Origin of the sequence: Pseudomonas sp. GM60, from assembly GCF_000282415.1 — a bacterium.
GTDB classification, from domain to species: domain Bacteria; phylum Pseudomonadota; class Gammaproteobacteria; order Pseudomonadales; family Pseudomonadaceae; genus Aquipseudomonas; species Aquipseudomonas migulae.
This window is the reverse complement of sequence record NZ_AKJI01000055.1, coordinates 1-25,931: the sequence shown is the minus strand read 5'-3', so window position 1 is coordinate 25,931 and position 25,931 is coordinate 1. Positions and strand designations below refer to the sequence as shown.

Below are 25,931 nucleotides of genomic sequence, written 5' to 3'. Positions count from 1 at the left end.
CATGTTTCCAGCCAGTTCGCCATACACAAAACCTGTAGGAGCCGGCTTGCCGGCGATGACGTATGCAGATCAGCATTAATGTTGGCTGACCCACCGCAATCGCTGGCAAGCCAGCTCCTACAGGTTGTGTGTTGTGCCTTTTGTTCAGGTATAAAAAAACGCCCCGAACCAGTCGGGGCGTTTTTGTGTGCAGCGTAGCGGTGGGGTATTACTTACCCTGCCAGCGCTTCAGTACCAAAGTGGCGTTGGTACCACCGAAGCCGAAGCTGTTGCTCATCACGGTGTTGAAGGCGACGTCTTCGCGAGTCTTGGTCAGGATCGGCATGTCTGCCACCGCCGGGTCCAGCTCGTCGATGTTGGCGGAACCCGCCATGAAGTTGCCTTCCATCATCAGCAGGCAGTAGATCGCTTCGTGAACGCCGGCGGCGCCCAGGGAGTGACCGGACAGGCTCTTGGTAGAGCTGATGGCCGGAGCCTTGTCGCCGAATACCGCACGCACGCCTTCCATTTCCTTGGTGTCGCCGACCGGAGTCGAGGTACCGTGGGTGTTCAGGTAGTCGATAGGTGCGTCAACGGTGGACATGGCCATCTGCATGCAACGGATGGCGCCTTCACCGCTCGGGGCAACCATGTCGTAGCCGTCGGAAGTTGCGCCGTAGCCAACGATTTCCGCGTAGATTTTCGCGCCGCGAGCCAGAGCGTGTTCCAGCTCCTCGACCACCACCATGCCGCCACCGCCGGCGATGACGAAACCGTCACGCTTGGCGTCGTAGGCGCGGGAGGCCTTTTCCGGGGTTTCGTTGTACTGGGTGGACAGGGCGCCCATGGCGTCGAACAGGAACGACTGGCTCCAATGTTCTTCTTCACCGCCACCGGCAAATACGATGTCCTGTTTGCCCAACTGGATCTGCTCGACCGCAGTACCGATGCAGTGAGCACTGGTGGCGCAGGCGGAGGAGATCGAGTAGTTCACGCCCTTGATCTGGAATGGCGTGGCCAGGCAGGCGGAAACAGTGCTGCCCATGGTCCGCGTTACGCGGTATGGACCAACGCGCTTCACGCCTTTCTCGCGCAGGATGTCCAGCGCTTCCATCTGGTTCAGCGTGGAGGCGCCACCGGAACCGGCGATCAGGCCGGTACGCGGGTTGGAGACTTGCTCATCGGTCAGACCGGAGTCGGCGATGGCGTCTTTCATGGCCAGATAGGCGTAAGCCGCCGCGTGGCCGACGAAGCGATAGATCTTGCGATCGATCAGTTCTTCGAGGGGAAGGTCGATGGAGCCGGAAACCTGGCTACGCAGACCCATTTCGGCATATTCCGGGTTGAACCGGATGCCAGGGCGGCTTGCACGCAGGTTAGCGGAGACGGTCTCTTTGTCATTGCCCAGGCACGAAACGATGCCCAGACCAGTGATAACGACGCGGCGCATGCGGATAACCCTTAGAAGTTGTCAGTGGAGGTGAAAACGCCGACCCGAAGGCCTTCGGCGGTGTAGATCTCGCGACCGTCGACAGTCACCGAACCATCGGCGATGGCCAGGTTCAGCTTGCCTTTGAGGACGCGCTTGATATGAATGTTATAGGTCACTTTCTTCGCGGTCGGCAGAACCTGACCAAAGAACTTCACTTCGCCCGAACCCAGGGCGCGGCCACGGCCCGGCAGGCCTTGCCAGCCGAGGAAGAAACCGACCAGTTGCCACATGGCGTCGAGGCCCAGGCAGCCTGGCATCACCGGGTCACCTTCGAAGTGACAGGCGAAAAACCACAGATCCGGAGTGATATCCAGCTCGGCGACCAATTCACCTTTGCCGTACTTGCCGCCTTCTTCGCTGATCAGGGTGATGCGATCCACCATCAGCATGTTCGGGGCGGGCAGTTGCGCGTTACCTGGGCCGAACAGCTCACCGCGACTGCAGCGCAGCAGGTCTTCCCGAGTAAAGGCGTTTTGTTTGGTCATGCGAGCTCCTCAATAGTCCCATGCGGCAGGTGGGGCAAATCTTCCCGACCGATCGAAGCGTTCATGCCTCGAATCGGCAGCCTACTCATAGACTATTGCGTTGTGGTGAAAGTCACAGCACCAAGGACATGAATGTACACTTGTGCACTGAAATTATTATTCAAGCCCCTTTTCGGGCCTGTTCGGGTGCCTAAGACTGCCGCACTTTCGCCTTTCACGCCAGTCGCAGATGGTCGAAAGGCCTGCACTACTGCACCCATCGCTGCAGAATCTGCTGCAGATCAGTGCGTTTGAAGGGCTTGGCCAGGTAATCGTTCATTCCCGCCGATAAACAGGCTTCGCGGTCGCCCTGCAAGGCGTTGGCGGTCAGCGCGATGATCGGCAGGTCAGTGCAGCCGGGTAATTGGCGGATCTGGCGGGTGGCCTCGTAGCCGTCAATGATCGGCAGTCGGCAGTCCATCAGAATCGCTTCGAAAATCAGACTTTCGGCACTTCGCACCGCTTGAGCGCCATCGGTGGCGACGCTGACAGTAAAGCCCAGACTGCGCAACATTGCTTCGATAACGGTCTGGTTGACCGGGTTGTCCTCGACCAACAGCACATTGCGCCCCTCACCATCACCGCTGCCGGTCGGTGTGCGCGGTGTCAGTACCGGCAGCTTCTGTTTATACAGCGCCAGCGGGATTTCCAGGGTGAACACCGAGCCGCGACCTTCCTCGCTCTGGGCGCGCAAGGTTCCGCCCATGCGTTCTGCCAGGGTGCGGGCAATCGGCAGTCCTAGCCCGGTGCCGCCGTAACGCCTTGAAATAGAACTGTCGGCCTGCTGGAACGCGTTGAACATCAATTCCAGGCTTTCGGCCGAGATGCCAATCCCGCTGTCGCGCACGGTGCAGGTGAACCACAACAACTCGTGATCCAGCGACTGCCACTGCGGCTCGATGCTGACGCGTCCTTTTTCGGTGAACTTCAGCGCATTGCCCACCAGGTTCACCAGGATTTGCCGGATCCGCGTCGGGTCGCCCTGCACCTGCAAGTCACGCATGTCCTCGGGAATCAGCAACGCCAGGTCGAGCCCGCGCTGCATCGCGCTGTGCGAGAACGACTGGGCGCAACTGCCGATCAGGTCCGCGAGGTTGAACGGGATGTGCTCCAGTTCCAGCTCCGAACGTTCAATGCGCGAGAAGTCGAGAATGTCGTTGATGACTTTGAGCAAGTGCTCGGTGGACTCCGAGGCCAGCGCCGCGTACTCGACCTGCTCCGCGGTCATATCGGTGGTTTCCAGCAGTTGCAGCATGCCGAGCACGCCATTCATCGGTGTGCGCAATTCATGGCTCATCATCGCCAGGAAGTCCGATTTGGCGTTGTTGGCTTTTTCCGCCTCTTCGCGCGTCTGGATCAACTGCGCCATGGCCTGATGCTGTTCGCGGCTGGCCTGTTCCAGACCGCTGGCGAGGTTGTTGATGTGCTGCGACAGCGCGCCGAGTTCGGTGTCGTCGACAATCGGCAATGGCGTTTTGTAGTCGCCGCTCTGGATCGCCTTGACCGCGTTGCCGATGTCGCGGATCGGCTGCGACAGGCTGCCGGCCAGGCGCCGGGCAATCAGGAAAGTGAACAGCAGGGCGAACAGCGCGAGGACACCGGCCTTGAAGAGGATTTCCTGTTGGCGCTTGCTGAAGGCATCGTTCGACAGGCCGACGATCACCCGCCCCAGATAATCCTCGGCGGGGGCGGCGCCAGTGGCTTTGCTGCCCTGGAAGAAATCATTGTGTAGTGCGATGCGTTGCAAGCGCACCGGCGCCTGGAACACTTCGACCTGCTGCGAGCGGGTGTAGGTTTCCGAGGGATGCTCGACGTACACCAGAATCCGGTTGGCGCTGTCCTGGACTTCCAGAAAGCGCACATTGGGCGTGGCCAGGGTGGCCTTGAGCAAACTTTCAAGCACCTCGTTGTTGCCGGAAATCACCCCGTACTCGGCGGCCGGCGCCAGTTGGTTGGCGATCAGTTGGCCGGTGTGATTGAGCTCCTGACGCAGGTCCTGGATCCGCACGAAGGTGAAAAAACTGATCAGCAGCAAGGTCAGCAGCAGGGCAGGGCCGAGGCTGATGATCTGGGTTCGCGTGTTGATGTCCCAACGACGACGGAAAGTCATGGGCGGCGTTCTCCTTCGGCCAGCTGTGTTGCGACCAACGCTTCATTAATCTGTTCAATGCCTAACGAACGAGCCACTTGTGGGTTACTCAACACTTTGAAGCGATTGGCGTAGTGCGTGCGCGGCCACGTGGCCGGTGGCCGGTCGAGCAGATCGTCGAGAATCGCCAGCCAGTCGCTCTGGTCGCTGTAGGTGCTGGTCAGGCTTCCGGCCTTGACGAACCCGGCGTTGGGGCCGATCAGTGCGGTTTGCCGTGTGTAGCTGCTGAGCAGCAGGTTTTTCGCGGTTTTGGGGTTGTACAGGTCGGGATCATCGAGGCCCAGCAGCACGTCACTGTTTTTCAGCAGTGTCTGCAACGGTCGGCTGTCATGGGTATTGTCCCAGCGCTCGGTGACGATTTCGAAACCCAGGGGCTTGGCGATCTCGCGCAGTTCGCCCAGGAGGAATTCGCTGTGGCTGTCGTAAAGCACCCCGACCCGTTTGACCTGAGGCAACAGGATTCGGGTCAGGCGTAATTGCCGATCCAGCGGTGGATCGCTCCACAACAGGCTCAAATGCGCCGGCACAGTTGCCCCCAGGCGTTGACGGGCTTGCAGGCGGCTGATGCGCAGCACCAGCGTCGCCGGGCCTCGGGCGTCTTGCAGGCGCCAGTCGAGGCTCGGCAGATCCAGCAGGATCAACCGGGTGCCGGCGGGTAACTTGTCCGGTGTCGGCAGATTGGCCAGTGGCTGAAAACGAACGTTGTCAGCCGGGCGCAGGTCGCTCAGGGCCTTGGCGAAAGACTGCATGCCCGCGCTGTCTTCGGCGCCGGTCAGCAGTATTTCGGCAGCGTTGACCGAAAGGCTACCCAGCCACCCGGCAAACACCAGGCACAACCCGGCCAGCAGGCGGCCAGGGTTTGGCATAATCCGTGATAGAGAGCGCAACATTTAGAACGCCAGCTCCGCGCTGAAGTAGAGCACTCGCCGCTCGTCGTAGCGGTTGTCGATGAACGTCGTGGGTTGGTTGTCGAGGCGCTGTTGGAGGACGCCGGCCAGTTCCAGGCTGGCCTTGCCCAGGCCAACGCGCTTGGCGATGCGCGTGTCGACCCGCTCAAAGCGATAGCCGTTGAGCGCGTCGTCACCATAGTAGAAGAGCGCGCTGTTCCAGCCGTGGCCCCAATCGCGCAGCCAACCGGCGGAGCCACTGTTGCGCGCGGTCTGTTGCGCATCCAGCGGGTTGCTCGCCTCGGCATCGACATAGGCGTAGGTCAGGCGCAAGCGATCGGCACTGCTCAGCCGCCAGTCGAGCTGGGTTTCCGTACCGGTGAAGCGCGAGCTGTTGGCGTTGCTGGCGATGTACTGATTGTTGCGTAGCGGCTCGCTGATCATGCCGGTGATTTCGTCGTGAAATACCTTCACGTCCACCGCCAGCCTCCACTCGGCGAAGTAGCCGTTGTAGCCCAGTTCCCGCGAGCGCATGTGTTCCTGGTCGAGATTGCCGGGACCGCGGGTCTTGACGAAATAGCGGGCGCTGTTCTGGCCGTAGGCAGCGGGTTGCAGGTTGGTCACCCGGTAACTCCAGTTGACGTTGTTCTCGAACATGTCCGGCGAGCGGATGGCTTCCGAATACACCGCACGCAAACCGTGGCGCGGATTGATCAGATAGTTGACCGCCACGCGCGGTGTCAGCGAGCTGCCGATCAATTGCGTGTCTTCGAACATTGCACCGCCCTGTAACAGCCAGTGTTCGCTGGCACGCCACTCGAGCTGGCCGAACGCGCGCCATGTCGTGTCGTCGAGCGTGCCATTGAAGTAGGTCTCGGAATCTGCCCGGTCGTAACGATAGTTCAGGCCGCTGACCAGTCGCAGACTGTCGGACAGGCTGAGGGTGTCTTGCAGTTCGAGGTCGTAGCGTGTCTCGCGGGTGCTCTGGTCGATGTCGCCGCACAAGGTTTGGCGGGCGCCGTTGCGCCACTGATCCAGCACTTTACTGGCCAAGGCTTTTTCTGCCGGCGTGCCGGACGGTGCGCCGAGGCCGATGTAACGCTCGATATTGCGCGCCAGGCGCTCGGTGTAATTCGGATTGAGCTGCCAGAGCTCGGTCAGTTCAGGGCTGAACGAAACCTCGGCGTCGCAGGCGCGCCAGGTCTGCTGACGATCCCAGTGCTGGGCCGAGCCCTGGATATAAAGGCTGTGATCAGGATTTACATCGAGGTTCCAGCGCAGGGAACCGGCATAGTCCTTGGCCACAACGTCGGAATTGTTCCCGGCGGCGGTAATCCCCGAAAACACCGGGCGGTAGGTATAAGGCCGCTGGTTGCTGCCGTCCTTGGCATTCAATTGCCAATCGAGGCTTTGCTGTTCGTTGAGCGCCTGGCTGACGGCGAGGTTGAAGCGGTTCAAGCGGCGGCTGTCGCGGTAATCGGCGCCGCTGTGGTCCGAGTCAAAGCCGTCGTCCTGCTGGCCGGACAGCGACAGGCGCATGTCGCCACCGTCCCAACCCACGCCCTGACTGGCGTAAAAGTCATCGATGCCGCGCTGGCCACGGGTGACTTTGACCCGCGTACCATGGCTGTCGGCCGGGTTGCGGGTGATGATGTTGACCACCGCCATCAACGCATTGGCGCCATAGCTGACCGTGTTCGGGCCGCGGAAAACCTCGATGCGTTCGATGTCTTCCATGGCCACCGGAATGTCGCTCCAGTCGACCGTGGCCAGGCCGGCGCGGTACACCGAGCGCCCGTCGATCAGCACCTGCATGCGCCGCGCTTCGCTGGCGTTGGTGCCGTGATAGTTCACCGCCGCCTGATTGCCGCTGATGTTGCCGACCATCATCCCCGGCACCAGCCGCAGCAATTCACTGATGTCACGGGCACCACTGGCGTTGATCAGTTCGCTGTCGATCACCGTCATGCTTCCCGGAACCGCCGCCGGCGACTGTTTAAGACGCGTAGCCGTCAGCACTTGCGGCACCGGCTCGTTGTCGAGAAACAGGTCGTCGGCCAGCAATGGCGGGCTGAATATCAGCGCCAGGACCAGCGGAGAGCGAGGTGCAGCGGGGCCAAACGACACAACACATCCTTGATAGCGATTAATGGGCGCGCATGTTAACCGAGCGGGTCGACTTTTTCAGTCACGATGCCGGCATTTTCCTCGGATTTATCCGTCTTCTTTCTACAAGTGCCGGTAATTGACGCGGGGGCTGGCCGCCACTGGGCCGCTCCGTATAATGCCGACATCGCCATTGGTATGGATTAACGGATTGCATATGACTGAACAGCGCCCAATTGCGGTCCTGGGAGGCGGAAGTTTTGGTACCGCCGTGGCTAATCTGCTGGCCGAGAACGGGCATCAGGTCCGGCAGTGGATGCGTGACCCCGAGCAGGCCGAGGCCATTCGGGTCAATCGCGAGAATCCGCGTTACCTCAAGGGCATCAAGATTCTGCCGGGAGTGGAAGCGGTCACCGACCTGCAAGCCACGCTGGACGCCTGCGATCTGTGTTTTGTCGCGCTGCCTTCCAGCGCGCTGCGTGCGGTGCTGGTTCCGCACGCCGATCGCTTGAGCGGCAAGTTGCTGGTGAGCCTGACCAAAGGCATCGAAGCCCACACCTTTAAACTGATGAGCGAGATCCTCGAAGAAATCGCCCCGCAAGCGCGCATCGGCGTGCTGTCCGGCCCGAACCTGGCCCGTGAAATCGCCGAGCACGCGCTGACCGCCACGGTAGTCGCCAGCGAAGACGAAGAACTCTGCCAACGGGTTCAGGAAGCGCTGCACGGGCGCACCTTTCGCGTGTACGCCAGCGCCGACCGTTTCGGCGTGGAGTTGGGCGGGGCGCTGAAAAACGTCTACGCGATCATCGCCGGCATGGCGGTGGCGCTGGGCATGGGCGAAAACACCAAGAGCATGCTGATCACTCGGGCGCTGGCGGAAATGACCCGCTTCGCGGTGAATCAGGGCGCCAACCCCATGACCTTTCTGGGACTGGCCGGGGTAGGCGACTTGATCGTCACCTGTTCGTCGCCGAAAAGCCGTAACTATCAGGTCGGCTTCGCCCTTGGTCAGGGCTTGAGCCTGGAAGACGCGGTGACACGCTTGGGCGAAGTCGCCGAAGGCGTGAACACCTTGAAAGTGCTCAAGGCCAAGGCCCAGGAAGTTGGCGTCTACATGCCGCTGGTCGCCGGGCTGCACGCGATCCTGTTCGAAGGGCGCACGCTGAATCAGGTCATTGAACTGCTGATGCGTGGCGAACCGAAAACCGACGTCGACTTTATTTCCACCAGTGGTTTTAACTGATCACGCTCCTCATAAGGAGCAGGAGAGCGAGACATGAACGATCCGAAAACAGAAGCCCAATACGAATCCATCCTGCTGCGGGTGTTGTGGATGATCGTCTTCCTGCTGGTCTGGCAGGTGGCGCAGTTCATCCTCGGCGCCGTGGTGCTGGTGCAACTGGTCTATCGTTTGATCTATGGCGCCCCGAGCGCCAGCCTGATGAATTTCGGCGACAGCCTGAGCCAGTTCCTGGCGCAGATCGGTCGTTTCGGCACGTTTCACAGCGACCAGAAACCCTGGCCGTTCGCCGACTGGCCGACGCCGCGTACACCGGAAGGTGAAGCGCCACACGTCGTGGCGCCTGCGCCGCATCCGGCCCGAGATGAGGAACCCAAGCTATGAAACTCTGGGTATTGCGTCATGGGGAAGCCGAGCCTTACGGCTCGCGTCCGGACTCCGAGCGGGCATTGACTACCCACGGTCGTGAAGAAGTGCTGCGCAGTGCTGCGCGGTTGATGGGGCAGCCCGTCACCGCGATCTATGCCAGCCCTTACCTGCGAGCGCAGGAAACTGCGCAACTGGTCCGTGAGACTCTGGGCTTCGAGCCGGAGATTCGTACAGTCGACTGGCTGACCCCGGAAACCGACCCGGACAAAGTGGCCGAGCAGTTGGTGTCGGTGAGTGACGTCCTTTTGGTCAGTCACAACCCGCTGGTGGGTAACTTGTTGAGCTACCTGCAACATGGCGCCGGCTATCCACCGGAAAAAGTCAGCACCGCCGGCCTGGCCGAACTTGAGCACAATGAGTTGTTGATCGGATCGATGAAGCTCAACAGCCTCAAGCACCCGTAACGATTGTTTTGCTTTTGTAGGAGCGAGGCTTGCCCGCGAAGCTTTTAACTCCTTCAAGGACCCCTTCGCGGGCAAGCCTCGCTCCTACAGTGTTCGGCTGCGTTACTGATTTTTTGTAATGAAATAGTCAACCAAGCAACCGCTTGGTTGACTACGCTTGCTCCAGACCAAAAATAAAGGAGCGAGTCGCATGTCTGCTGCTTTTCGTTTGCCGCTGGACGTCTTCTACGAACGCGAAGCCCGTCATCCCCGCCAACGCTTTCTGGTCCAGCCCACGGGTGGTGGCCAGGTCGAGACCCTGACCTGGGAAGACGTCGGCCATCAGGCTCGCTGCGCCGCGCACTGGCTGCGCGCCCGTGAACTTCCGCAAGGCAGCCACATCGCCCTGATCTCGAAAAACTGCGCCCACTGGATCATCGCCGACCTGGCGATCTGGATGGCCGGGCATGTGTCGGTGCCTTTGTACCCGAACCTCACTGCCGAATCCGTCGCACAAGTACTCGAACACTCCGAAGCGGCGCTGGCGTTCATCGGCAAACTCGATGACTGGCCCGGCATGTCCCGCGGGGTCAATCCCGACTTGCCGACCATCAGCCTGCCGTTGCACCCGCCGGGCACCTTCGAATTCAGCTGGGCCGACCTGCAAGCCTGCTCACCGATCCAGGACGACCCCAAACCTGCCGCTGACCAACTGGCGACCATCATTTACACCTCCGGCACCACCGGCATGCCTAAAGGCGTCATGCACAGCTTCGGCAATCTGGGGTTCGCCACCACCCGTGGCACGCAGTTGTTCGGCCTCAATGAGTCGGATCGGTTGCTGTCCTACCTGCCGTTGTGCCACGTCGCCGAACGCATGTTCGTCGAACTGGCGTCCATCTACACCGGGCAAACCGTGTTCTTTGCCGAGAGCCTCGACACCTTCCTGACTGATTTGCAGCGTGCGCGGCCGACTGCGCTGTTCGGCGTGCCACGCATCTGGACCAAATTCCAGATGGGCGTGTACGGCAAGATCCCGGCAAAACGCCTCGACTTCCTGCTCGGGCTGCCCTTCATCGGCAAACGGGTAGGGCACAAAGTGCTCGCCGGGTTGGGGCTGGACGCCTTGCGCGTCGCGTTGTCCGGCGCCGCGCCCGTGCCGCAGACGTTGTTGCTGTGGTACCGCAAACTCGGGCTGGACGTGCTGGAGGTCTACGGCATGACCGAAAGCTGCGGTTATTCCCACATCGGCCGGCCCGGCGACAACAAACCGGGCTGGATCGGCAAGCCTTGCCCTGACGTTGAAGTGCGGATCGCCGAGTCGGGCGAGGTCATGGTGCGCAGTGGCGCAACCATGCTCGGGTATTTCAAGGAACCGGAAAAAACCGCCGACACCATCACCGAGGACGGCTTCCTGCGCACCGGTGATAAGGGCGAACAGGACGCCGAAGGCAACCTGCGCTTGACCGGTCGCCTGAAGGAAATCTTCAAGACCAGTAAAGGCAAATACGTGGCACCGGCGCCGATCGAAAATCGTTTGGCGGTGCATTCACGCATCGAGCAAGTGTGCGTGGTCGGTGATGGGTTGAGTGCGCCACTGGGGTTGTGCGTGCTCTCGGCAGTCGGGCAGCAGGACGCCGGCGGAACCGCGCGTGCCGGCCTGCATTCAAGCCTGGAAAAACTTCTCGAAGAGGTCAACGGCGCCCTCGACAAACATGAGCGCCTGCGCCGGCTCGTTGTCGTCAAAGACAGCTGGGCCGTGGAAAACGGCTTCCTGACGCCAACCCTGAAGATCAAGCGCAACGTGATCGAAGCGGCTTACGGCCCCCGGTTCGAAGAATGGAGCGAGCATAGCGAAGCGGTGCTGTGGCAGGATTGAGCCACGAACAAAACCAACAAAGGATGTGTGCAATGAGTTTGTGGCGTACCACTCCCAACATCGAGCAGTTGAACGCGATTCAGAAAAACACCATCGGCGAAGTGCTGGATATCCGCTTCGAAGCCTTCGACGAAGAGTCGCTGACCGCGAGCATGGTCATCGATCATCGCACTCACCAGCCGTATGGTTTGCTGCACGGTGGTGCCTCGGTGGTGTTGGCCGAAACTGTCGGCTCCATGGCCAGTTACCTGTGCATCGATGCCAGCAAGTTTTACTGCGTAGGCCTTGAGATCAACGCCAACCATTTGCGGGGGCTGCGTAGCGGTCGCGTGACAGCCGTGACCAAGCCGATTCACATCGGGCGCACGACCCATGTCTGGGACATTCGGTTGACCAGCGACGAGGGCAAGGCCAGTTGTGTGTCGCGGTTGACCATGGCGGTGGTGCCGTTGGGGGAGAACCCGCCGGCGCGTTGAGTGACGGCCCGCTCTGCCGCGGAATGTACGCAAGGTTCCCTGAAACACAGGTGTGACCGGACTGTCATCATTCCTGGCAGTTACGGTCATTGCTGAAGGACGTTGTCTTGCGGACAATCAATGCCTGTTCTCGCTTATGGATTTGCCGGTATGTCGCAGCAGATATTTTTCGCCCACGCCAATGGGTTCCCCTCCGGGACCTACGGCAAGTTGTTCGCGGCGCTGGCGCCCGAGTATCAGGTGACGCATCTGGAGCAGCATGCCCATGACCCGCGTTTCCCGGCGGATGACAACTGGCACAACCTGGTCGACGAGCTGATTCATCACCTCAAGCAACAGGCGGAACCGGTGTGGGGCGTCGGCCATTCCTTCGGCGGCGTGCTGCACCTGCATGCGGCATTGCGTTGTCCCGAGCTGTATCGCGGCGTGGTGATGCTCGATTCACCGGTGCTGACCCGCGCCGATCAATGGGTGATCCTCGCGGCCAAGCGTTTCGGTTTTATCGACCGCCTGACCCCGGCCGGCCGCACATTGGGACGGCGCGAAGAGTTCGCCGATATCGAGAGTGCCCGCCGTTATTTCGCCGGTAAAACGCTGTTTCGCGGTTTCGACCCTGAATGTTTCGATGCTTACCTGCAACATGGCCTGCATCAGGTCGGCGACAAACTGCGTCTGCGTTTCGACCCCGCCACGGAAATCAGCATCTACCGGGGCGTTCCCCACACCAGTCCCGGTCGCGCACGGCAACTGAAAGTGCCGCTGGCGGTGGTGCGTGGGCACAAAAGCCGAGTGGTGATGCGCCATCACGCCAATTCTGTCGGGCGCATGCCGTTGGGCGAATCCCTGACCATGCCCGGCGGCCACATGTTTCCCCTCGAACGTCCCCAGGACACCGCCACGCTGCTGAAAAACCTGTTCAGCCGCTGGGATGCTCGTCATCAGCAGGATTGCGCATGAACCATGCCGTCGAGGAAGTTCGCCTGAGCCTGCCGCACATTGAGCTGGCAGCGCACCTGTTCGGCCCCGAGGACGGTTTGCCGGTGATTGCCTTGCACGGCTGGCTGGACAACGCCAACAGTTTTGCCCGGTTGGCGCCGAAGCTCAAAGGGCTGCGCATCATTGCGCTGGACATGGCCGGTCACGGTCATTCCGGGCATCGCCCGACGGGTGCCGGCTACGCGATGTGGGATTACGCCCATGACGTGCTGCAAGTCGCCGAACAGCTGGGCTTGAAGCGTTTTGCGCTGATGGGGCACTCCATGGGGGCGATCGCTTCGTTGATCATCGCCGGGTCGCTGCCGGAGCGGGTTACGCACCTGGCGTTGATCGACGGCATCATTCCTCCTACAGACAAAGGCGAAAATGCTGCCGAGCGCATGGGCATGGCCCTGCAAGCGCAACTGGACCTGCGGGAGAAAAGCAAACCGGTCTACAACACCCTGGATCGCGCCATCGAAGCGCGTATGAAAGGCCTGGTGGCGGTCAGTCGCGAGGCCGCCGAACTGCTGGCGCAACGCGGCTTGATGCCAGTGCCGGGCGGTTACACCTGGCGCACCGATAGCCGTCTGACGCTGCCATCGCCGCTGCGTCTGACCACCGAACAAGCCATGGCCTTCGTCCAGCGCGTCAGTTGTCCTGCGCTGCTGGTCGTTGCGGCCGACGGCATGCTCGCCAAACATCCCGAGTTGCTGGAGCGTCTACCCTTTAGCCGTGAACAGCTGCCTGGCGGTCATCATTTGCACCTGAATGACGAATCCGGTGCCGACCTTGTCGCAGACTGTTTCAATCGGTTCTTCGCCGTTCCTTGACTTGCGCCGGGCAACTGTCGAGGCTGGGCGGGTTGAAATGGGAGACAACCATGATAGATCTCTACACCGCTGCGACCCCGAATGGCCACAAGGTCTCTATCGTGCTCGAGGAACTCGGCCTGCCCTACACGGTGCACGCCCTGAGTTTCGACAAAAAGGAACAGAAGTCCGCGGACTTCCTCAAGATCAACCCCAATGGCCGGATCCCGGCGATTGTCGATCGCGCCAACGGCGATTTTGCCGTGTTCGAATCCGGCGCCATCCTGATTTATCTGGCAGAACTGAGCGGCAAGCTGTTGCCCAAGGACCCGAAGGGGCGCTCGGTGGTGCTGCAGTGGCTGATGTTCCAGATGGGTGGAATCGGTCCGATGCAGGGCCAGGCCAATGTGTTTTTCCGTTACTTTCCGGAAAAGCTCCAGGGCGCCATCGACCGTTATCAGCATGAAACCCGACGCCTGTATGAAGTGCTCGACACGCGCCTGCAAGACGTAGAGTTTCTGGCGGACGAATACAGCATTGCCGACATCGCGACCTATCCGTGGGTCCGTGGTCACGAGTGGTCCGGTGTGGCAGTGGACGGCTTGTCTGCATTGCAACGCTGGATGGCGACGATGGCGGCGCGCCCGGCGGTGCAGCGCGGTTTGCTGGTGCCCGAGCGCATCGACGACGCCAGTGTCGTCAAGGGTGCCCAGGCCATGCTGATCCGATGAGCCTGTCCATGCGATCACTCAGTCTGCTAATGCTGTGTTGTTTCAGTCCTTCGCTGTTTGCCGCCGATGTGCCGGGCAGTCAGGACCTGCCAATCGTGCCGCGCCTGGCCGATTCGCAGATCGTCGACTATCGCCCCACGGCTGAACTCGAGCGGATCTACCCGTTGGGCTCGATCCGCAAGATCAGCGGGCAGTTGCGTTTCGACGGTCAGGTCAGCGCCCGCGGCCAAACCACCTCGGTGACCTACGAGCTGCCTGCGGAGCATTCCTCCACCGAAGCCTTCACGGCCGCTCGCGAAGCCTTGCAGAAGCAGGACGCCCAGTTGCTGTTCTGGTGCCAGGCCCGCGATTGCGGCGAGAGCAGCCTGTGGGCCAATGAGGTCTTCGGCAATGCCAAGCTCTATGGGGCCGACGATCAGCAGGCCTACCTGTTGTTGCGTCTGGCGGCGCCGCGGGACAACACCCTGGTGGCGCTCTACAGCATCACTCGCGGCAACCGCAAAGCCTATTTGCACGTCGAGCAGTTCGACGCCGCAGCACCGCTGGGGGATTTGCTGCCGACTTCCGCGACCTTGCTTCGAGAACTCAAGAGCACCGGCGAGCTCGATTTCCCCAAGCTGACCGGCGACCCTGACGATACCTGGCTGCGCCTGATCTCCCGTGGACTGAACCTGGACACCACGTTGCGGGTCAGTGTGTCCGGGCCGAAGGCCGAAGCCTGGCGTCAGGCCCTGATCGGCCAGGGTGTGCGTACGGCCAGGATGGAAACCGGCAGCGTCGAAGGCTCTGGCCTGCACATCGAACTGTTGCGATAAGCTGTGGCAGGCGGACGTGCTTGCCGCGTTCGCCTACTCTTATTGGCTGACTGACATTTTTTCGAGACGTGGATGATCAATAACGATCGACTGTTGGTGCAGATCCTGCTGCTGGTGCTGTTTGGCGCGAGCTTCTGGGTGATGGCGCCGTTCTGGTCGGCCATGTTCTGGGGCGCGGTGCTTGCGTTCGCCAGTTGGCCGCTGATGCGCTTGCTGACCCGTTGGCTCAATGGCCGAGAATCCCTGGCGGCGGCATTGCTGACCCTCGGCTGGATGTTGCTGGTGGCGGTGCCGCTGGTGTGGTTGGGTTTCAACCTCGCGGACCATGTGCGTGATGCCACGGCGTTCATCAAGGACGTGCAGATGGATGGCCTGCCCGAGGCGCCGACATGGCTGGGCAGTATTCCTTTGGTAGGCGCGCGTCTGGTGGTGATCTGGAACAGCATCGATCAGCAGGGCGCGGCGATGATGGTGTCGCTCAAACCTTATCTGGGGCAGGTCGGCAACTGGTTGCTGGCGCGCAGTGCACAGATTGGCGGCGGCATTCTCGAGCTGACACTCAGCATTGTGTTCGTGTTCTTTTTCTACCGGGACGGGCCGCGTTTGGCGGCGTTTGTCCATGGGCTGCTGCAACGGTTGATCGGTGACCGCGCCGGTTACTACATCGAACTGGTGGCGGGTACGGTGCAACGGGTGGTGAATGGCGTGATCGGGACTGCGGCGGCGCAAGCGGTGCTGGCGCTGATCGGCTTCCTGATTGCCGGGGTGCCGGGGGCGCTGGTACTGGGCATCGTCACCTTCTTGCTGAGCCTGATTCCCATGGGGCCACCGCTGGTGTGGATTCCGGCCACGGCGTGGCTCGCCTGGAAGGGCGAATACGGGATGGCGGTGTTCCTTGGAATGTGGGGGACGTTCATCATCAGCGGGGTCGACAACGTGCTCAAGCCTTACCTGATCAGTCGTGGCGGCAATTTGCCGTTGGTGATCGTGCTGTTGGGCGTGTTTGGCGGGTTGATTGCGTTCGGGTTCATCGGCCTGTTTATCGGACCGACGTTGCTGGCCGTGGCGTACAGCCTGTTGACCGACTGGAGCAAGAGTCAGGCGCGGGTGGAAGATCGCCGACCGTGAATGGCCGACCACGATCAATTGTAGGAGCCGGCTTGCTGGCGATCGGATCACCGTGGTTCACCTGAAACACCGCGGTGATGCGATCGCCAGCAAGCCGGCTCCTACAATTAGCTTGTGACGTTAAGGTACTTGCCTACCGTCGCCACCTTGTCGAGCGAGTACTGCTTGCTCAGGTTGGCGATCATTTTGTTCAGCGCTTCCGTCACGCTCGCCTGATCGGTTGCGCTGTTGCTGTTTTTCTCGCGACCGGCCTGCAGCGCGGCTTCCAATTCGTCGCTGCTGACGCCGCCACTGCTGTCGCTGTCCAGCACCTTGAGCAACGCGGCGCTGGTGTCGCTGCTGGTGGTTGAAGTGCTGCTGGCCTGCAACGCACTGCTCAATTCACTGGCGCTGACACTGCCGTCGCTGTCCGCGTCGAGTTGGCTGAACAATTCGTCACTGGACACCTGTTGCGGCGGTGGCGGCGGCGGGGCGAGGCTGGCGGCGAGTTCGTCCTTGCTGACGACGCCGTCTTCGTTTTTATCCAGCGCCGAAAAAATCTCTGTGCTGTCGGCATTGCTGCCGGCGTTGGTCAGGCCGCTGGCCAGCTCATCGCTGCTGATGGCGCCGTCACTGTCGGTGTCCAGTGCGCTGATCAGCGCGTCGGCCAGTTCGGTGTTCGGTGCCTGATCACGCGGCGGTGGTGGCGGTGGTGCCATCGCAGCCATTTCTTCGCTGCTCAGGCTGCCACTGTCGTCACTGTCCAGATCGGCGAAGTTCTTGCTCAGGCTGACCAGCAGACCGTCCTCGGTTTTCTGTGACAGAGCGCTGGTGAGCTCGTCCTGGTCTACCGAACCGTCGCTGTTGGTGTCGAGCCTGGCGAGCAGTTCTTTCTGGAATTGCTGGCTGCGAGCATTGCTGGTTGTGGTGCTGCTGGTGCTGGTATAGCTCGTGTAGTTGCTGACGCTACCGATCATTGGGCTCACTCCCTGGAATGGAAAACCGGTGGGTGCACCGGCTTATGCAGCCTCAAGGAGCAAGTTGTCGTAGGTATGTGGGGTTTGTACCGATTGGTACACACAGGTCTCAGGTCAGACTCAGAACCTGTGGGAGCGGGCTTGCTCGCGAAAGCGGTGGATCATTCAGCATTGATGTTGACTGACCCACCGCTTTCGCGAGCAAGCCCGCTCCCACAGTGGATTTATGGGGAGATTCAGGTGCGGGGTAGCCAGATAACGGCGGTCAAACCGCCGCCAGGCGTTTCTTCCAGATTCAATTGCCCACCCAATCGTTCAGCCGCCTCACGGGCAATGGTCATGCCCAGACCGACACCGCCGGAGTTGCGGTTGCGCGAACCTTCCAGGCGGAAGAACGGTTCAAACACGGCTTCACGTTTATCTGCCGCAATCCCCGGCCCATGGTCGATGACCCGAATCACCAGGTGTTCGCGATTGTCCTCAAGCACGATCTGCGCCTGCCCGGCATAACGCAGCGCGTTATCCAGCAGATTGTTGATGCATGAACGCAGGGCCATCGGTTGAACCTGCAGCGGTGCGCAATGGCCGTTGGCCTGCACATCGCAACCCTGGTCCTGGGCGTTTTCACTCAAGGATTCGACCAGCGCCTGCACGTCCATCCACTGCGGTGCCTCACTGGTACGCTGCTCGTGCAGGTAGGTGAGGGTGGCGTCGAGCATGCTGATCATGTCGTCCAGATCCTGGCGCATCTGGCCTTGCAGCTTGTCGTCGTCGATCTGTTCCAGTCGCAGCTTGAGGCGTGACAGCGGCGTGCGCAGGTCGTGGGACACCGCGCCGAGCATTCGCGAACGCTGCTGCATCTGTTCGATAATGCGTTTTTGCATCAGGTTGAAGGTGTAGGCCGCTTGCCGGGCCTCCCGTGGGCCGGACTCATCCAGCGGCGGGCTGTCGAGGTTCTCGCTCAGGCGCTCGGCGGCGTCGCTCAGGCGCTGGATCGGCCGGCTCAACAGTTTGGCGCCGTACCAGGCGGCGATGATCAGCGAAATCAGCTGGAAGGTAAGTGGCACCAGTGGCCCGCCGAACCATGGCCGTGGTGGCCGGTTTTCGAAACGCGGGTCCGGCGGCGGGCGTGGTCCGTCGAAGCCTTGGGCGAACTCGGGCGGGGGCGGCGGCGGAGGTGGGCCGTAATGATGAAACCAGGCAAACGCCAGCAGATGCGCCAGGATGATCGCCACCAGCAGCACGCCAAACAGGCGACCGAACAGCGTATCGAAGCGCGCACGCATCAGCCGATGTCTCGTGCGTCGAACAGGTAACCCTCGCCGCGAACGGTTTTGATCAGCTGTGGTGCTTTCGGGTCGTCCCCGAGTTTCTGGCGCAGACGCGAAACCAGCAGGTCGATGCTGCGATCAAAGGCTTCTATCGATCGACCGCGCGCCGCATCCAGCAATTGTTCACGGCTGAGCACACGACGCGGACGTTCGATGAACACCCAGAGCAAACGGAACTCGGCGTTGGACAGCGGCACCACCAGGCCATCCGCCGCGATCAACTGGCGCAGCACGCTGTTCAGGCGCCAGTTATCGAAGCGAATATTCGCACGCTGTTCGGTGCGGTCGTCGCGCACCCGACGCAGAATGGTCTGAATCCGTGCGACCAGCTCCCGTGGTTCGAACGGTTTGGCCATGTAATCGTCGGCGCCCAGTTCCAGGCCGATGATCCGGTCGGTGGGTTCGCAACGCGCGGTGAGCATCAGGATCGGAATGTCCGATTCGGCGCGCAACCAGCGGCACAGCGACAGACCGTCTTCGCCGGGTAGCATCAGGTCGAGCACCACCACGTCGAAATGCTCCGCTTGCAGCGCCAGGCGCATGGCCGCGCCATCGGTGACGCCGCTGGCGTGGATGTTGAAGCGGGCCAGGTAGTCGATCATCAGTTCGCGGATCGGGACGTCATCGTCGACGATCAGGGCGCGAATGCTCCAGCGTTTGTCGTCGCCGGGCGCTTTTTGATCGTCGTTCACAGGTGCGTGGGTGTTGTGCATGCGTGCGTTCATCTGCCAGGTAGGCTGCCAACCACAAAGATGGGCTGCGAGGTTGTGGCTTCAGCATAGGCGTCCGGCCCGGAGGCGGGAAGTGCTGTAAGGACGTGTTGCGGCTGCCGAGGGTAGCGGGGAAGGGTGTTGTGGGCGTGTCGTGAGTGTATCGGTCTCGACACAATCGGCGAAAGGGCTAGGCTTGGCTGAGCGCCGACGACGATTTACCGATCATCGGGTCCCGCAGCCGCGCTGGTTCCGCTACAATGCGCGCCGATTTCGTCCTGCCTGAGAGCCCGCACATGTCCGTCTGCCAGACTCCTATCATCGTCGCCCTGGATTTCCCCACCCGTGACGCCGCACTGAAGCTGGCCGACCAGTTGGACCCGAAACTGTGCCGGGTCAAAGTCGGCAAGGAACTGTTCACCAGCTGCGCGTCGGAAATCGTCGGCACCTTGCGCGACAAGGGTTTCGAAGTGTTCCTGGACCTCAAGTTCCACGACATCCCGAACACCACCGCCATGGCGGTAAAAGCCGCGGCGGAAATGGGCGTGTGGATGGTCAACGTGCACTGCTCCGGTGGTCTGCGCATGATGGCGGCTTGTCGTGAAGTGCTCGATCAGCGTTCCGGTCCGAAACCGCTGCTGATTGGCGTGACCGTGCTGACCAGCATGGAGCGTGAAGATCTGGCGGGCATTGGTCTGGACATCGAACCGCAGGAGCAAGTGTTGCGCCTGGCTGCGCTGGCGGAAAAAGCCGGGATGGACGGTCTGGTGTGCTCGGCGCTGGAAGCCCAGGCCTTGAAATCGGCTCACCCGTCGTTGCAACTGGTGACCCCGGGGATTCGTCCGGCGGGCAGCGCCCAGGACGATCAACGCCGCATTCTGACGCCGCGTCAGGCACTGGATGCCGGTTCCGATTACCTGGTGATCGGCCGTCCGATCAGCCAGGCGGCGGATCCGGCCAAGGCGTTGGCTGACGTCGTAGCCGAAATCGCGTAATCACTTGCCGGCGATAGCATCACCGCGGTCTACCTGAACCACCGCGGCGACGCCATCGCCGGCAAGCCGGCTCCTACAAAGGTTGGTGTTAAACCTTCAGCACCAACTTGCCGAAATTCTCGCCGCTGAATAATTTCATCAGCGTCTCCGGGAACGTCTCCAGCCCTTCGACAATGTCTTCCTTGCTCTTGAGCTGCCCCTTGGCCATCCACCCGGCCATTTCCTGCCCGGCCGCTGCGAACTGCGCGGCGTAGTCCATCACCACAAAGCCTTCCATGCGTGCGCGGTTAACCAGCAGCGACAAATAGTTGGCCGGCCCTTTGACGGCTTCCTTGTTGTTGTACTGACTGATGGCGCCGCAAATCACCACCCGTGCCTTCAGGTTGAGACGGCTCAGCACGGCGTCGAGAATATCGCCGCCGACGTTATCGAAATACACGTCCACACCTTTCGGGCATTCGCGCTTGAGGCCGGCGACGACGTCTTCGCTCTTGTAATCGATGGCACCGTCAAAACCCAGTTCGTCGATCAGGAACTTGCACTTGTCCGCACCGCCCGCGATGCCGATCACGCGGCAGCCTTTGATCTTGGCGATCTGCCCGGCGATGCTGCCTACCGCACCGGCCGCGCCGGAAAGCACCACGGTGTCACCTTCCTTCGGTGCGCCGACATCGAGCAGGGCGAAGTAGGCCGTCATCCCGGTCATGCCCAGCGCGGACAAGTAACGTGGCAGCGGTGCCAGTTTCGGATCGACTTTATAGAAGCCACGCGGCTCGCCGAGGAAGTAATCCTGCACACCCAGGGCGCCGTTGACGTAGTCCCCGACCGTAAACCCCGGATGGCTGGACGCCACGACTTTGCCTACACCCAGTGCGCGCATGACTTCGCCGATACCGACCGGCGGGATGTAGGACTTGCCCTCGTTCATCCAGCCACGCATGGCCGGGTCCAGGGACAGGTATTCGTTTTTGACCAGGATCTGACCCGCGGCCGGTTCGCCGACCGGGACTTGCTGATAGGTAAATGTCTCGCGGGTCGCCGCGCCCACCGGACGTTTGGCGAGCAGGAACTGGCGATTGGTCTGGGTAGTCATGACAGGCACTCAAGATGAATGAAGCCTTGTTGATAGACCTTCATGGACGACCCCGCAAGTTTGGCTGATGCGGCGAATGCACATCGATCCAGTGCAGTGATAGTCGGTCCGGTGGTTTTATCACTGCAACTCATGGCCACTTAACCGGGCTTCTGATAGTGCTGCCGCGCGGGTCGTGCCTGTGGCTAGACTGGTCGCACGCTAACTTGCACATTCTTCACTTCGAGGGCATCACAATGAGCATGACGTTTTCCGGCCAGGTCGCTGTAGTCACGGGCGCCGCCAATGGTATCGGCCGCGCGACCGCCCAAGCGTTCGCCGCCGAAGGGTTGAAAGTGGTGGTGGCCGACATGGACACCGCAGGCGGTGAAGGCACCGTGGCGCTGATTCGTACGGCGGGCGGCGAAGCGACCTTCGTGCGTTGCAACGTCACCCTGGAAAGCGATGTAAAAAATCTGATGGACGAAGTGGTGAATACCTACGGCCGTCTCGACTACGCCTTCAATAACGCGGGCATCGAAATCGAGAAAGGCAAACTGGCCGAAGGCACGGTCGACGAATTCGACGCGATCATGGGCGTCAACGTCAAAGGCGTCTGGCTGTGCATGAAGTATCAGCTGCCGTTGTTGCAGGCTCAGGGCGGTGGTGCGATCGTCAACACGGCGTCGGTGGCTGGCCTCGGTGCCGCGCCGAAGATGAGCATCTATGCGGCGTCGAAGCACGCGGTGATCGGCCTGACCAAGTCGGCGGCAATCGAATACGCCAAGAAAAAGATTCGCGTGAACGCGGTATGCCCGGCGGTGATCGACACCGACATGTTCCGCCGCGCCTATGAAGCGGATCCGAAGAAGGGCGAATTCGCCAGCGCCATGCACCCGGTGGGTCGCATCGGCAAGGTCGAAGAAATCGCCAGTGCCGTGCTGTACCTGTGCAGCGACGGTGCCGCGTTCACCACCGGTCATTCGCTGGCGGTGGACGGTGGCGTCACGGCGTTCTGAAGCCGGGTCATGCACCGCAAGAAAACCCGCACGTATGCGGGTTTTTTTTTGCCTGGGGAATGGCTCGGGCAATGTGTTTCAAATGGTTAGATCCGTGAGTTTTGGCGGCGTTGTCGCACAGCCCATCCCGCGTTGCTGTGATTAACTGTTTTCCGCGAAACGAACAGGAGTTTGCTTGCTCATGGAATTGAGAATCGATCGACAGGCAATGGTGCCGGTCGTACAGCAAATCGTCGACGCGCTGGCTTGCTGGCTGCGTCAGAGCGAAATAGAGCCGGGGACGCGTTTGCCTTCTGCGCGGCAAATCGCACGGGTCAACTTGCTCAGTCAGACCAGCGTCGTTGAGGCCTGTGAGCGGCTGGTGGCTCAAGGCATGCTGGTGCCACGTCATGGCGCGGGGTTCGTCGTCGCAACCCCGGCATTGGTCGCTGCGGACTCGCCGTGGTCAGAAGGTACAGAAGTAAATTCACGCAGCAGGGAAGGTGAGCTGCCGCTGGGGAGTGGCGTGCTTCCCGAAAGCTGGCGTGAAACCGACGACCTGAGCTACGCGATCCGTGAGGTCAGCCGCACGGACATGGCTGCGCTGTTCAACTACAGCACGCCGCTGGGTTTGCGGGCGTTGCGTCAGCAAATCCTCAAGCGCCTGAGGCTGCTGGATATCGCCGCAGAAGAAAGTCGAATCATGACAACGGCGGGCGCCAGTCAGGGGCTTGACCTGATTGTGCGCACCTTGCTCAAGCCAGGCGATTGCGTGGTGGTGGAAAGCCCCGGTTATTCCTTGTTGTTCGAGTTGCTCAGGCTGCGCGGTGTCAACATGCTCGAAGTACCGCGCACGCCGCGCGGGCCGGACATCGAAACGCTCACGGTACTGCTGAAGGAGAACAAGCCCCGGGCATTGTTCATCAACAGTTTCTATCACAACCCGACGGGCAGCAGCCTGGCGCCGGCGGTGGCGGAGCGGGTCCTGCAACTGGCGAAAACCCATGGCGCGCTGGTGATCGAAGACGATGTCTACGCGGACTTGCACAGTGGCCCGGGCGTGCGGCTCGCTGCCCTGGAGACCGATGACAACGTGATTTACCTCGGCAGCTATTCCAAGATTCTCAGCAGTTCGTTGCGGGTCGGCTTTGTAGTGGCTGGCGCGGAAATCATTTCAAGGCTGGCCGAGGTCAAGAGGATCAGCAGCCTGGGTACTTCCGGGTTTTGCGAGTCGGTGCTGGCCTGCCTGTTGGCGAGCGGTGCCTATCGCAAGTTGGTGCTGCGCCTGCGGCAGCGTCTGAGCGGTGACCGAGAGGCCGCATTGCAGATGCTGGAAGACGCCGAGTGGGAGGTCTTTGGCAAACCCGTCGGGGGCCTGTTCATCTGGGCGCGATCGCGCAAGTCCGACTACGCTCACCTGCGGATTCAGGCTCGGCGCTACGGTGTCCTGCTGTCTTGCGCGACAGCCTTCAGTCCCGCCGGCGAGACCGGTGACTGGCAGCGTATCAATGTGGCCTATGCCTGTGATCCGCGAGCCCGGGCGTTTTTTCAGGCCACCGCTTTGAATCGACCTCAAACGTTCTGAAAACGACGTTGGCGTAGCTTTTTGCCATTATTCCGACGCCAGAGACTTGTGTTGACACAGGCCCGTTGCGAATCTGCGTTAACAGACTATGTCAGGGGACTAAGTGCAATGATTTCGGCCGTGCAAGGACGTTTTGCCAACCTCGGTATGGCAAAAAAACTGGGTGTCGGGTTTCTGCTGGTGCTGCTGTTGACAGCCCTGGTGGCGGCCATCGGCGTATGGTCCCTGCAAACCATCAGCCAGCGCTTCGACGGGCTCAAACAGATGTCGTCGCTCAACAGTGGCCTGCTCAAGGTGCGGTTGCTTGAGCAGGAATACGCCTTGCACGGCAACCCGAAAATCGTCACTGCGTTGCACGAGGGCGTTGAAGGCCTGGTTGTCCTGGCGAACCAGCTCAAGGCGCAATCACCGGCCAACGTTCCGGTGATGAACGACGTCGAGCAATCGCTGGGAGCTTACCGCAAGGCGTTTGACGAATTTGTCTCGCTGAGTCAGGCCAAGGACCTGGCGCTGGAAATGGCCAGTTGGTCAGTGTCCAGCGTCGCGAACAACCTTGATGTGTTGCAGGCCGGTCTCGCCGACGATGGCGCTTATACCTTGAAGGACTCCGAGGGCAAGGACGGTAGCCAGTTCATCGAACAGGCCAATCAGGTCAGCCAGGTATCGCGGCTGATGTTGCAAGCCATGAACGAGGCGCGCGTGCGTCTGGACCAGAGCCGCAAGGGCGATGACAGTGCCAGCCAGGGCAAGATCGAACAGGCTGATCAGGCGCTGGCTCAGGCCGAGCAGTTGAAAACCACGGTCAAGGACGAGGGCTATCAGACGGTCCTCAATGAGGTGGTCGGGCACATTGGCGGTTTCAGCGAAAAACTTGCCGAGTACACCGGCCTGCTGGCGCAGGAAAAAACCGTCTATGAACAGCTGCATCAGCGCGCCGCGCAGGTGGTGGAACGGGTGGATCAGGCCTATGTCGCCGAAGACCAGTCGATGCAGACCGAGCTGAAAAAGAATTCGCTGCTGATTATCGGTTCATCGGCCCTGGCCTTGCTGGTCGGGCTGATCGCGGCGTGGGTGATTACCCGATTGATCGTGGGGCCGTTGCGCAGTGTTATCCGTGTGGCTCAGCAGATTGCCGCGGGCGATTTGAGTGCGACGGTTGAAGTGACCCGTCGGGACGAGATCGGCCAACTGATGCAGGCCATGCAGCAAATGGGCGCGGGGCTCAGCAGCATTGTCAGCGGTTTGCAGGCGGGTATCGAACAATTGGCCAGTTCCGCGCAATCGCTGTCGGCGGTGACCGAACAGACCAATCTTGAAGTCAGCAGTCAGAAAGAAGAAACCGAGCAGGTCGCAACTGCAATGAACCAGATGACCGCCACCGTGCACGATGTTGCACGTAACGCGGAAGAAGCTGCCCAGGCTGCGCAGACGGCGGACGACAAGGTCGAAAGTGGCCAGGTGGTGGTGCGCCAGAGCATGGCGCGGATCGAGCAGCTGGCCGACTCGGCGTCCTCGGCCAGTTCCAGCATCGAGAGCCTGAGTGCGGAGATTCAGAATATCGGCACGGTGCTCAGCGTGATCAAGAGTGTGGCTGAGCAGACCAACCTGTTGGCGCTGAACGCGGCCATCGAGGCGGCACGGGCTGGCGAGCAGGGCAGGGGGTTTGCGGTGGTCGCCGATGAAGTGCGGGCGCTGGCGAAGCGGACCCAGCAATCGACCGAGGAGATTGAACGTCTGGTCAGCGCCTTGCGTTCGGCGGCGCAGTCGTCGGTGCATCAGATTCAGAGCAGTGGCGAATTGGTGAAACTGGCGGTCAGTGATGCGCTTCAGACCGAAAGTGCCTTGGGCAGTATTGCAGCGGCGGTGTCGTTGATTCAGCAGATGAACCAGCAGATTGCAGCGGCTGCGGAGGAGCAGAGTTCCGTGGCGGAGGAGATCAACCGCAGTGTGACCAGTATTCGTGCGAGTGCGGATCAGTCTTCGTTGGCGATGCAGGGGAATGCGGCGTCGAGTATCGAGTTGGCGCAGTTGGGGGTTGAGTTGAAGGGGATGGTCGGGCATTTCCGGCTCTGATCGGTCTGGCCCTTGTAGGAGCTGGCTTGCTGGCGATGGCGGCCTGACAGCCGACCTATCTCTTGTTGGTGTACATATCCGTTCTTGGTGTAACGGCCGCTCACGGTTTCGCCCTTACGGCGAGTCACTTGGAGAAGCGCCAAGTAACCAAGCGCTCTTGCCCCTTTCGTTCGGTGCCTCGCTGTGGCTCGGCATGCCCTCGCTCC

The 25,931-nt window shown here is 61.1% G+C and carries 23 protein-coding genes and 1 pseudogene; 15 read left to right on the top strand and 9 right to left on the bottom strand.

The annotated features are described in order from the left end of the window. Positions 1 to 208: 208 nt before the first annotated feature. The 5 genes from fabB to PMI32_RS14970 form a co-directional block, all read right to left on the bottom strand. Entirely contained in the window at positions 209 to 1,429 is a 1,221-nt protein-coding gene (gene fabB / locus PMI32_RS14950; protein WP_008029314.1) for a beta-ketoacyl-ACP synthase I, read from the bottom strand. An 11-nt stretch (positions 1,430 to 1,440) separates the two neighbouring features. Next, positions 1,441 to 1,956, bottom strand: a complete 516-nt coding sequence (gene fabA, locus PMI32_RS14955) for a 3-hydroxyacyl-[acyl-carrier-protein] dehydratase FabA (RefSeq protein WP_003179264.1) — start codon at positions 1,954 to 1,956, stop codon at positions 1,441 to 1,443. 247 nt (positions 1,957 to 2,203) lie between these two features. Next, positions 2,204 to 4,105, bottom strand: a complete 1,902-nt coding sequence (locus PMI32_RS14960; RefSeq protein WP_008029313.1) for an ATP-binding protein — start codon at positions 4,103 to 4,105, stop codon at positions 2,204 to 2,206. Then, entirely contained in the window at positions 4,102 to 5,034 is a 933-nt protein-coding gene (locus tag PMI32_RS14965) for an ABC transporter substrate-binding protein (RefSeq protein WP_008029312.1), read from the bottom strand. The genes PMI32_RS14960 and PMI32_RS14965 overlap by 4 nt, the downstream gene beginning before the upstream one ends. After that, positions 5,035 to 7,158 carry a TonB-dependent receptor plug domain-containing protein gene (locus PMI32_RS14970; protein WP_008029311.1) on the bottom strand — a complete coding sequence of 708 codons (2,124 nt, stop codon included), beginning with the start codon at positions 7,156 to 7,158 and terminating at the stop codon, positions 5,035 to 5,037. A gap of 196 nt (positions 7,159 to 7,354) precedes the next feature. Between PMI32_RS14970 and PMI32_RS14975 the strand changes: the two genes are divergently transcribed. The 10 genes from PMI32_RS14975 (at position 7,355) to PMI32_RS15020 (ending at position 16,005) form a co-directional block, all read left to right on the top strand. Beyond that, complete coding sequence (locus tag PMI32_RS14975) at positions 7,355 to 8,380, top strand: NAD(P)H-dependent glycerol-3-phosphate dehydrogenase (protein ID WP_008029310.1); 1,026 nt, start codon at positions 7,355 to 7,357, stop codon at positions 8,378 to 8,380. Positions 8,381 to 8,413: 33 nt separating this feature from the next. Beyond that, complete coding sequence (locus tag PMI32_RS14980; protein WP_008029309.1) at positions 8,414 to 8,761, top strand: DUF4389 domain-containing protein; 348 nt, start codon at positions 8,414 to 8,416, stop codon at positions 8,759 to 8,761. Beyond that, positions 8,758 to 9,210 carry a phosphohistidine phosphatase SixA gene (gene sixA / locus PMI32_RS14985; RefSeq protein WP_008029308.1) on the top strand — a complete coding sequence of 151 codons (453 nt, stop codon included), beginning with the start codon at positions 8,758 to 8,760 and terminating at the stop codon, positions 9,208 to 9,210. The genes PMI32_RS14980 and sixA overlap by 4 nt, the downstream gene beginning before the upstream one ends. 190 nt (positions 9,211 to 9,400) lie before the next feature. Beyond that, the gene (locus PMI32_RS14990) at positions 9,401 to 11,068 is read left to right on the top strand and encodes an AMP-binding protein (protein WP_008029307.1); all 1,668 of its coding nucleotides are present in this window, start codon (positions 9,401 to 9,403) and stop codon (positions 11,066 to 11,068) included. A gap of 32 nt (positions 11,069 to 11,100) precedes the next feature. After that, on the top strand, positions 11,101 to 11,544 hold the full coding sequence (locus PMI32_RS14995) for a hotdog fold thioesterase (protein WP_008029306.1): 444 nt from the start codon (positions 11,101 to 11,103) through the stop codon (positions 11,542 to 11,544). A 150-nt stretch (positions 11,545 to 11,694) separates the two neighbouring features. Then, positions 11,695 to 12,501: an alpha/beta fold hydrolase gene (locus PMI32_RS15000; RefSeq protein WP_008029305.1), complete on the top strand. Its 807-nt coding sequence runs from the start codon at positions 11,695 to 11,697 to the stop codon at positions 12,499 to 12,501. Next, positions 12,498 to 13,352, top strand: coding sequence for an alpha/beta hydrolase (locus tag PMI32_RS15005; protein ID WP_008029303.1), 855 nt, complete (start codon positions 12,498 to 12,500; stop codon positions 13,350 to 13,352). Before PMI32_RS15000 ends, PMI32_RS15005 begins: the two co-directional genes overlap by 4 nt. A 50-nt stretch (positions 13,353 to 13,402) precedes the next feature. Next, on the top strand, positions 13,403 to 14,062 hold the full coding sequence (locus tag PMI32_RS15010) for a glutathione S-transferase family protein (RefSeq protein ID WP_008029301.1): 660 nt from the start codon (positions 13,403 to 13,405) through the stop codon (positions 14,060 to 14,062). Between the two features lie 8 nt (positions 14,063 to 14,070). Beyond that, positions 14,071 to 14,877 carry a DUF4892 domain-containing protein gene (locus tag PMI32_RS15015; protein WP_008029299.1) on the top strand — a complete coding sequence of 269 codons (807 nt, stop codon included), beginning with the start codon at positions 14,071 to 14,073 and terminating at the stop codon, positions 14,875 to 14,877. Between the two features lie 72 nt (positions 14,878 to 14,949). Further along, positions 14,950 to 16,005: an AI-2E family transporter gene (locus PMI32_RS15020; protein WP_008029297.1), complete on the top strand. Its 1,056-nt coding sequence runs from the start codon at positions 14,950 to 14,952 to the stop codon at positions 16,003 to 16,005. A 107-nt stretch (positions 16,006 to 16,112) separates the two neighbouring features. Here PMI32_RS15020 and xopAW read toward each other — a convergent pair whose 3' ends face one another. The 3 genes from xopAW to PMI32_RS15035 all read right to left on the bottom strand — a co-directional run bounded on the left by xopAW (position 16,113) and on the right by PMI32_RS15035 (position 19,005). Then, the gene (gene xopAW, locus PMI32_RS15025; protein ID WP_008029295.1) at positions 16,113 to 16,961 is read right to left on the bottom strand and encodes a XopAW family type III secretion system calcium-binding effector; all 849 of its coding nucleotides are present in this window, start codon (positions 16,959 to 16,961) and stop codon (positions 16,113 to 16,115) included. Positions 16,962 to 17,197: 236 nt separating this feature from the next. Beyond that, positions 17,198 to 18,247 (bottom strand): sensor histidine kinase, encoded by a 1,050-nt coding sequence (locus tag PMI32_RS15030; protein ID WP_008029293.1) that lies wholly within the window; start codon positions 18,245 to 18,247, stop codon positions 17,198 to 17,200. Next, positions 18,247 to 19,005, bottom strand: a complete 759-nt coding sequence (locus tag PMI32_RS15035; protein ID WP_008029291.1) for a response regulator — start codon at positions 19,003 to 19,005, stop codon at positions 18,247 to 18,249. Before PMI32_RS15035 ends, PMI32_RS15030 begins: the two co-directional genes overlap by 1 nt. Positions 19,006 to 19,298: 293 nt before the next feature. On the opposite strand from PMI32_RS15035, the gene pyrF reads away from it, so the two are divergent. Next, the gene (gene pyrF / locus PMI32_RS15040) at positions 19,299 to 19,997 is read left to right on the top strand and encodes an orotidine-5'-phosphate decarboxylase (protein WP_008029289.1); all 699 of its coding nucleotides are present in this window, start codon (positions 19,299 to 19,301) and stop codon (positions 19,995 to 19,997) included. Positions 19,998 to 20,085: 88 nt separating this feature from the next. Here the strand turns inward: pyrF and PMI32_RS15045 are convergent, their stop codons facing one another. Then, on the bottom strand, positions 20,086 to 21,090 hold the full coding sequence (locus tag PMI32_RS15045) for an NADP-dependent oxidoreductase (protein WP_008029287.1): 1,005 nt from the start codon (positions 21,088 to 21,090) through the stop codon (positions 20,086 to 20,088). Positions 21,091 to 21,326: 236 nt separating this feature from the next. On the opposite strand from PMI32_RS15045, the gene PMI32_RS15050 reads away from it, so the two are divergent. From PMI32_RS15050 to PMI32_RS31090, 4 genes and pseudogenes are all read left to right on the top strand, one after another. Then, entirely contained in the window at positions 21,327 to 22,088 is a 762-nt protein-coding gene (locus PMI32_RS15050; protein ID WP_008029284.1) for an SDR family oxidoreductase, read from the top strand. A gap of 181 nt (positions 22,089 to 22,269) precedes the next feature. Then, positions 22,270 to 23,652 (top strand): aminotransferase-like domain-containing protein, encoded by a 1,383-nt coding sequence (locus tag PMI32_RS15055; protein ID WP_008029283.1) that lies wholly within the window; start codon positions 22,270 to 22,272, stop codon positions 23,650 to 23,652. Between the two features lie 108 nt (positions 23,653 to 23,760). Next, positions 23,761 to 24,816, top strand: a pseudogene (locus PMI32_RS31095) (methyl-accepting chemotaxis protein); the annotation flags it as partial. 27 nt (positions 24,817 to 24,843) lie between these two features. Further along, positions 24,844 to 25,725 (top strand): methyl-accepting chemotaxis protein, encoded by an 882-nt coding sequence (locus PMI32_RS31090; protein WP_411737737.1) that lies wholly within the window; start codon positions 24,844 to 24,846, stop codon positions 25,723 to 25,725. Positions 25,726 to 25,931 lie beyond the last annotated feature (206 nt).

Excerpts from the sequence above, each read along its gene's own strand:
- fabB (WP_008029314.1), bottom strand. The coding sequence starts at position 1,429 with ATGCGCCGCGTCGTTATCACTGGTCTGGGCATCGTTTCGTGCCTGGGC.
- fabA (WP_003179264.1), bottom strand. The coding sequence starts at position 1,956 with ATGACCAAACAAAACGCCTTTACTCGGGAAGACCTGCTGCGCTGCAGT.
- PMI32_RS14960 (WP_008029313.1), bottom strand. The coding sequence starts at position 4,105 with ATGACTTTCCGTCGTCGTTGGGACATCAACACGCGAACCCAGATCATC.
- PMI32_RS14965 (WP_008029312.1), bottom strand. The coding sequence starts at position 5,034 with ATGTTGCGCTCTCTATCACGGATTATGCCAAACCCTGGCCGCCTGCTG.
- PMI32_RS14975 (WP_008029310.1), top strand. The coding sequence starts at position 7,355 with ATGACTGAACAGCGCCCAATTGCGGTCCTGGGAGGCGGAAGTTTTGGT.
- PMI32_RS14980 (WP_008029309.1), top strand. The coding sequence starts at position 8,414 with ATGAACGATCCGAAAACAGAAGCCCAATACGAATCCATCCTGCTGCGG.
- sixA (WP_008029308.1), top strand. The coding sequence starts at position 8,758 with ATGAAACTCTGGGTATTGCGTCATGGGGAAGCCGAGCCTTACGGCTCG.
- PMI32_RS14990 (WP_008029307.1), top strand. The coding sequence starts at position 9,401 with ATGTCTGCTGCTTTTCGTTTGCCGCTGGACGTCTTCTACGAACGCGAA.
- PMI32_RS14995 (WP_008029306.1), top strand. The coding sequence starts at position 11,101 with ATGAGTTTGTGGCGTACCACTCCCAACATCGAGCAGTTGAACGCGATT.
- PMI32_RS15000 (WP_008029305.1), top strand. The coding sequence starts at position 11,695 with ATGTCGCAGCAGATATTTTTCGCCCACGCCAATGGGTTCCCCTCCGGG.
- PMI32_RS15005 (WP_008029303.1), top strand. The coding sequence starts at position 12,498 with ATGAACCATGCCGTCGAGGAAGTTCGCCTGAGCCTGCCGCACATTGAG.
- PMI32_RS15010 (WP_008029301.1), top strand. The coding sequence starts at position 13,403 with ATGATAGATCTCTACACCGCTGCGACCCCGAATGGCCACAAGGTCTCT.
- PMI32_RS15015 (WP_008029299.1), top strand. The coding sequence starts at position 14,071 with ATGCGATCACTCAGTCTGCTAATGCTGTGTTGTTTCAGTCCTTCGCTG.
- PMI32_RS15020 (WP_008029297.1), top strand. The coding sequence starts at position 14,950 with ATGATCAATAACGATCGACTGTTGGTGCAGATCCTGCTGCTGGTGCTG.
- xopAW (WP_008029295.1), bottom strand. The coding sequence starts at position 16,961 with ATGATCGGTAGCGTCAGCAACTACACGAGCTATACCAGCACCAGCAGC.
- PMI32_RS15030 (WP_008029293.1), bottom strand. The coding sequence starts at position 18,247 with ATGCGTGCGCGCTTCGATACGCTGTTCGGTCGCCTGTTTGGCGTGCTG.
- PMI32_RS15035 (WP_008029291.1), bottom strand. The coding sequence starts at position 19,005 with ATGCACAACACCCACGCACCTGTGAACGACGATCAAAAAGCGCCCGGC.
- pyrF (WP_008029289.1), top strand. The coding sequence starts at position 19,299 with ATGTCCGTCTGCCAGACTCCTATCATCGTCGCCCTGGATTTCCCCACC.
- PMI32_RS15045 (WP_008029287.1), bottom strand. The coding sequence starts at position 21,090 with ATGACTACCCAGACCAATCGCCAGTTCCTGCTCGCCAAACGTCCGGTG.
- PMI32_RS15050 (WP_008029284.1), top strand. The coding sequence starts at position 21,327 with ATGAGCATGACGTTTTCCGGCCAGGTCGCTGTAGTCACGGGCGCCGCC.
- PMI32_RS15055 (WP_008029283.1), top strand. The coding sequence starts at position 22,270 with ATGGAATTGAGAATCGATCGACAGGCAATGGTGCCGGTCGTACAGCAA.
- PMI32_RS31090 (WP_411737737.1), top strand. The coding sequence starts at position 24,844 with ATGCAGGCCATGCAGCAAATGGGCGCGGGGCTCAGCAGCATTGTCAGC.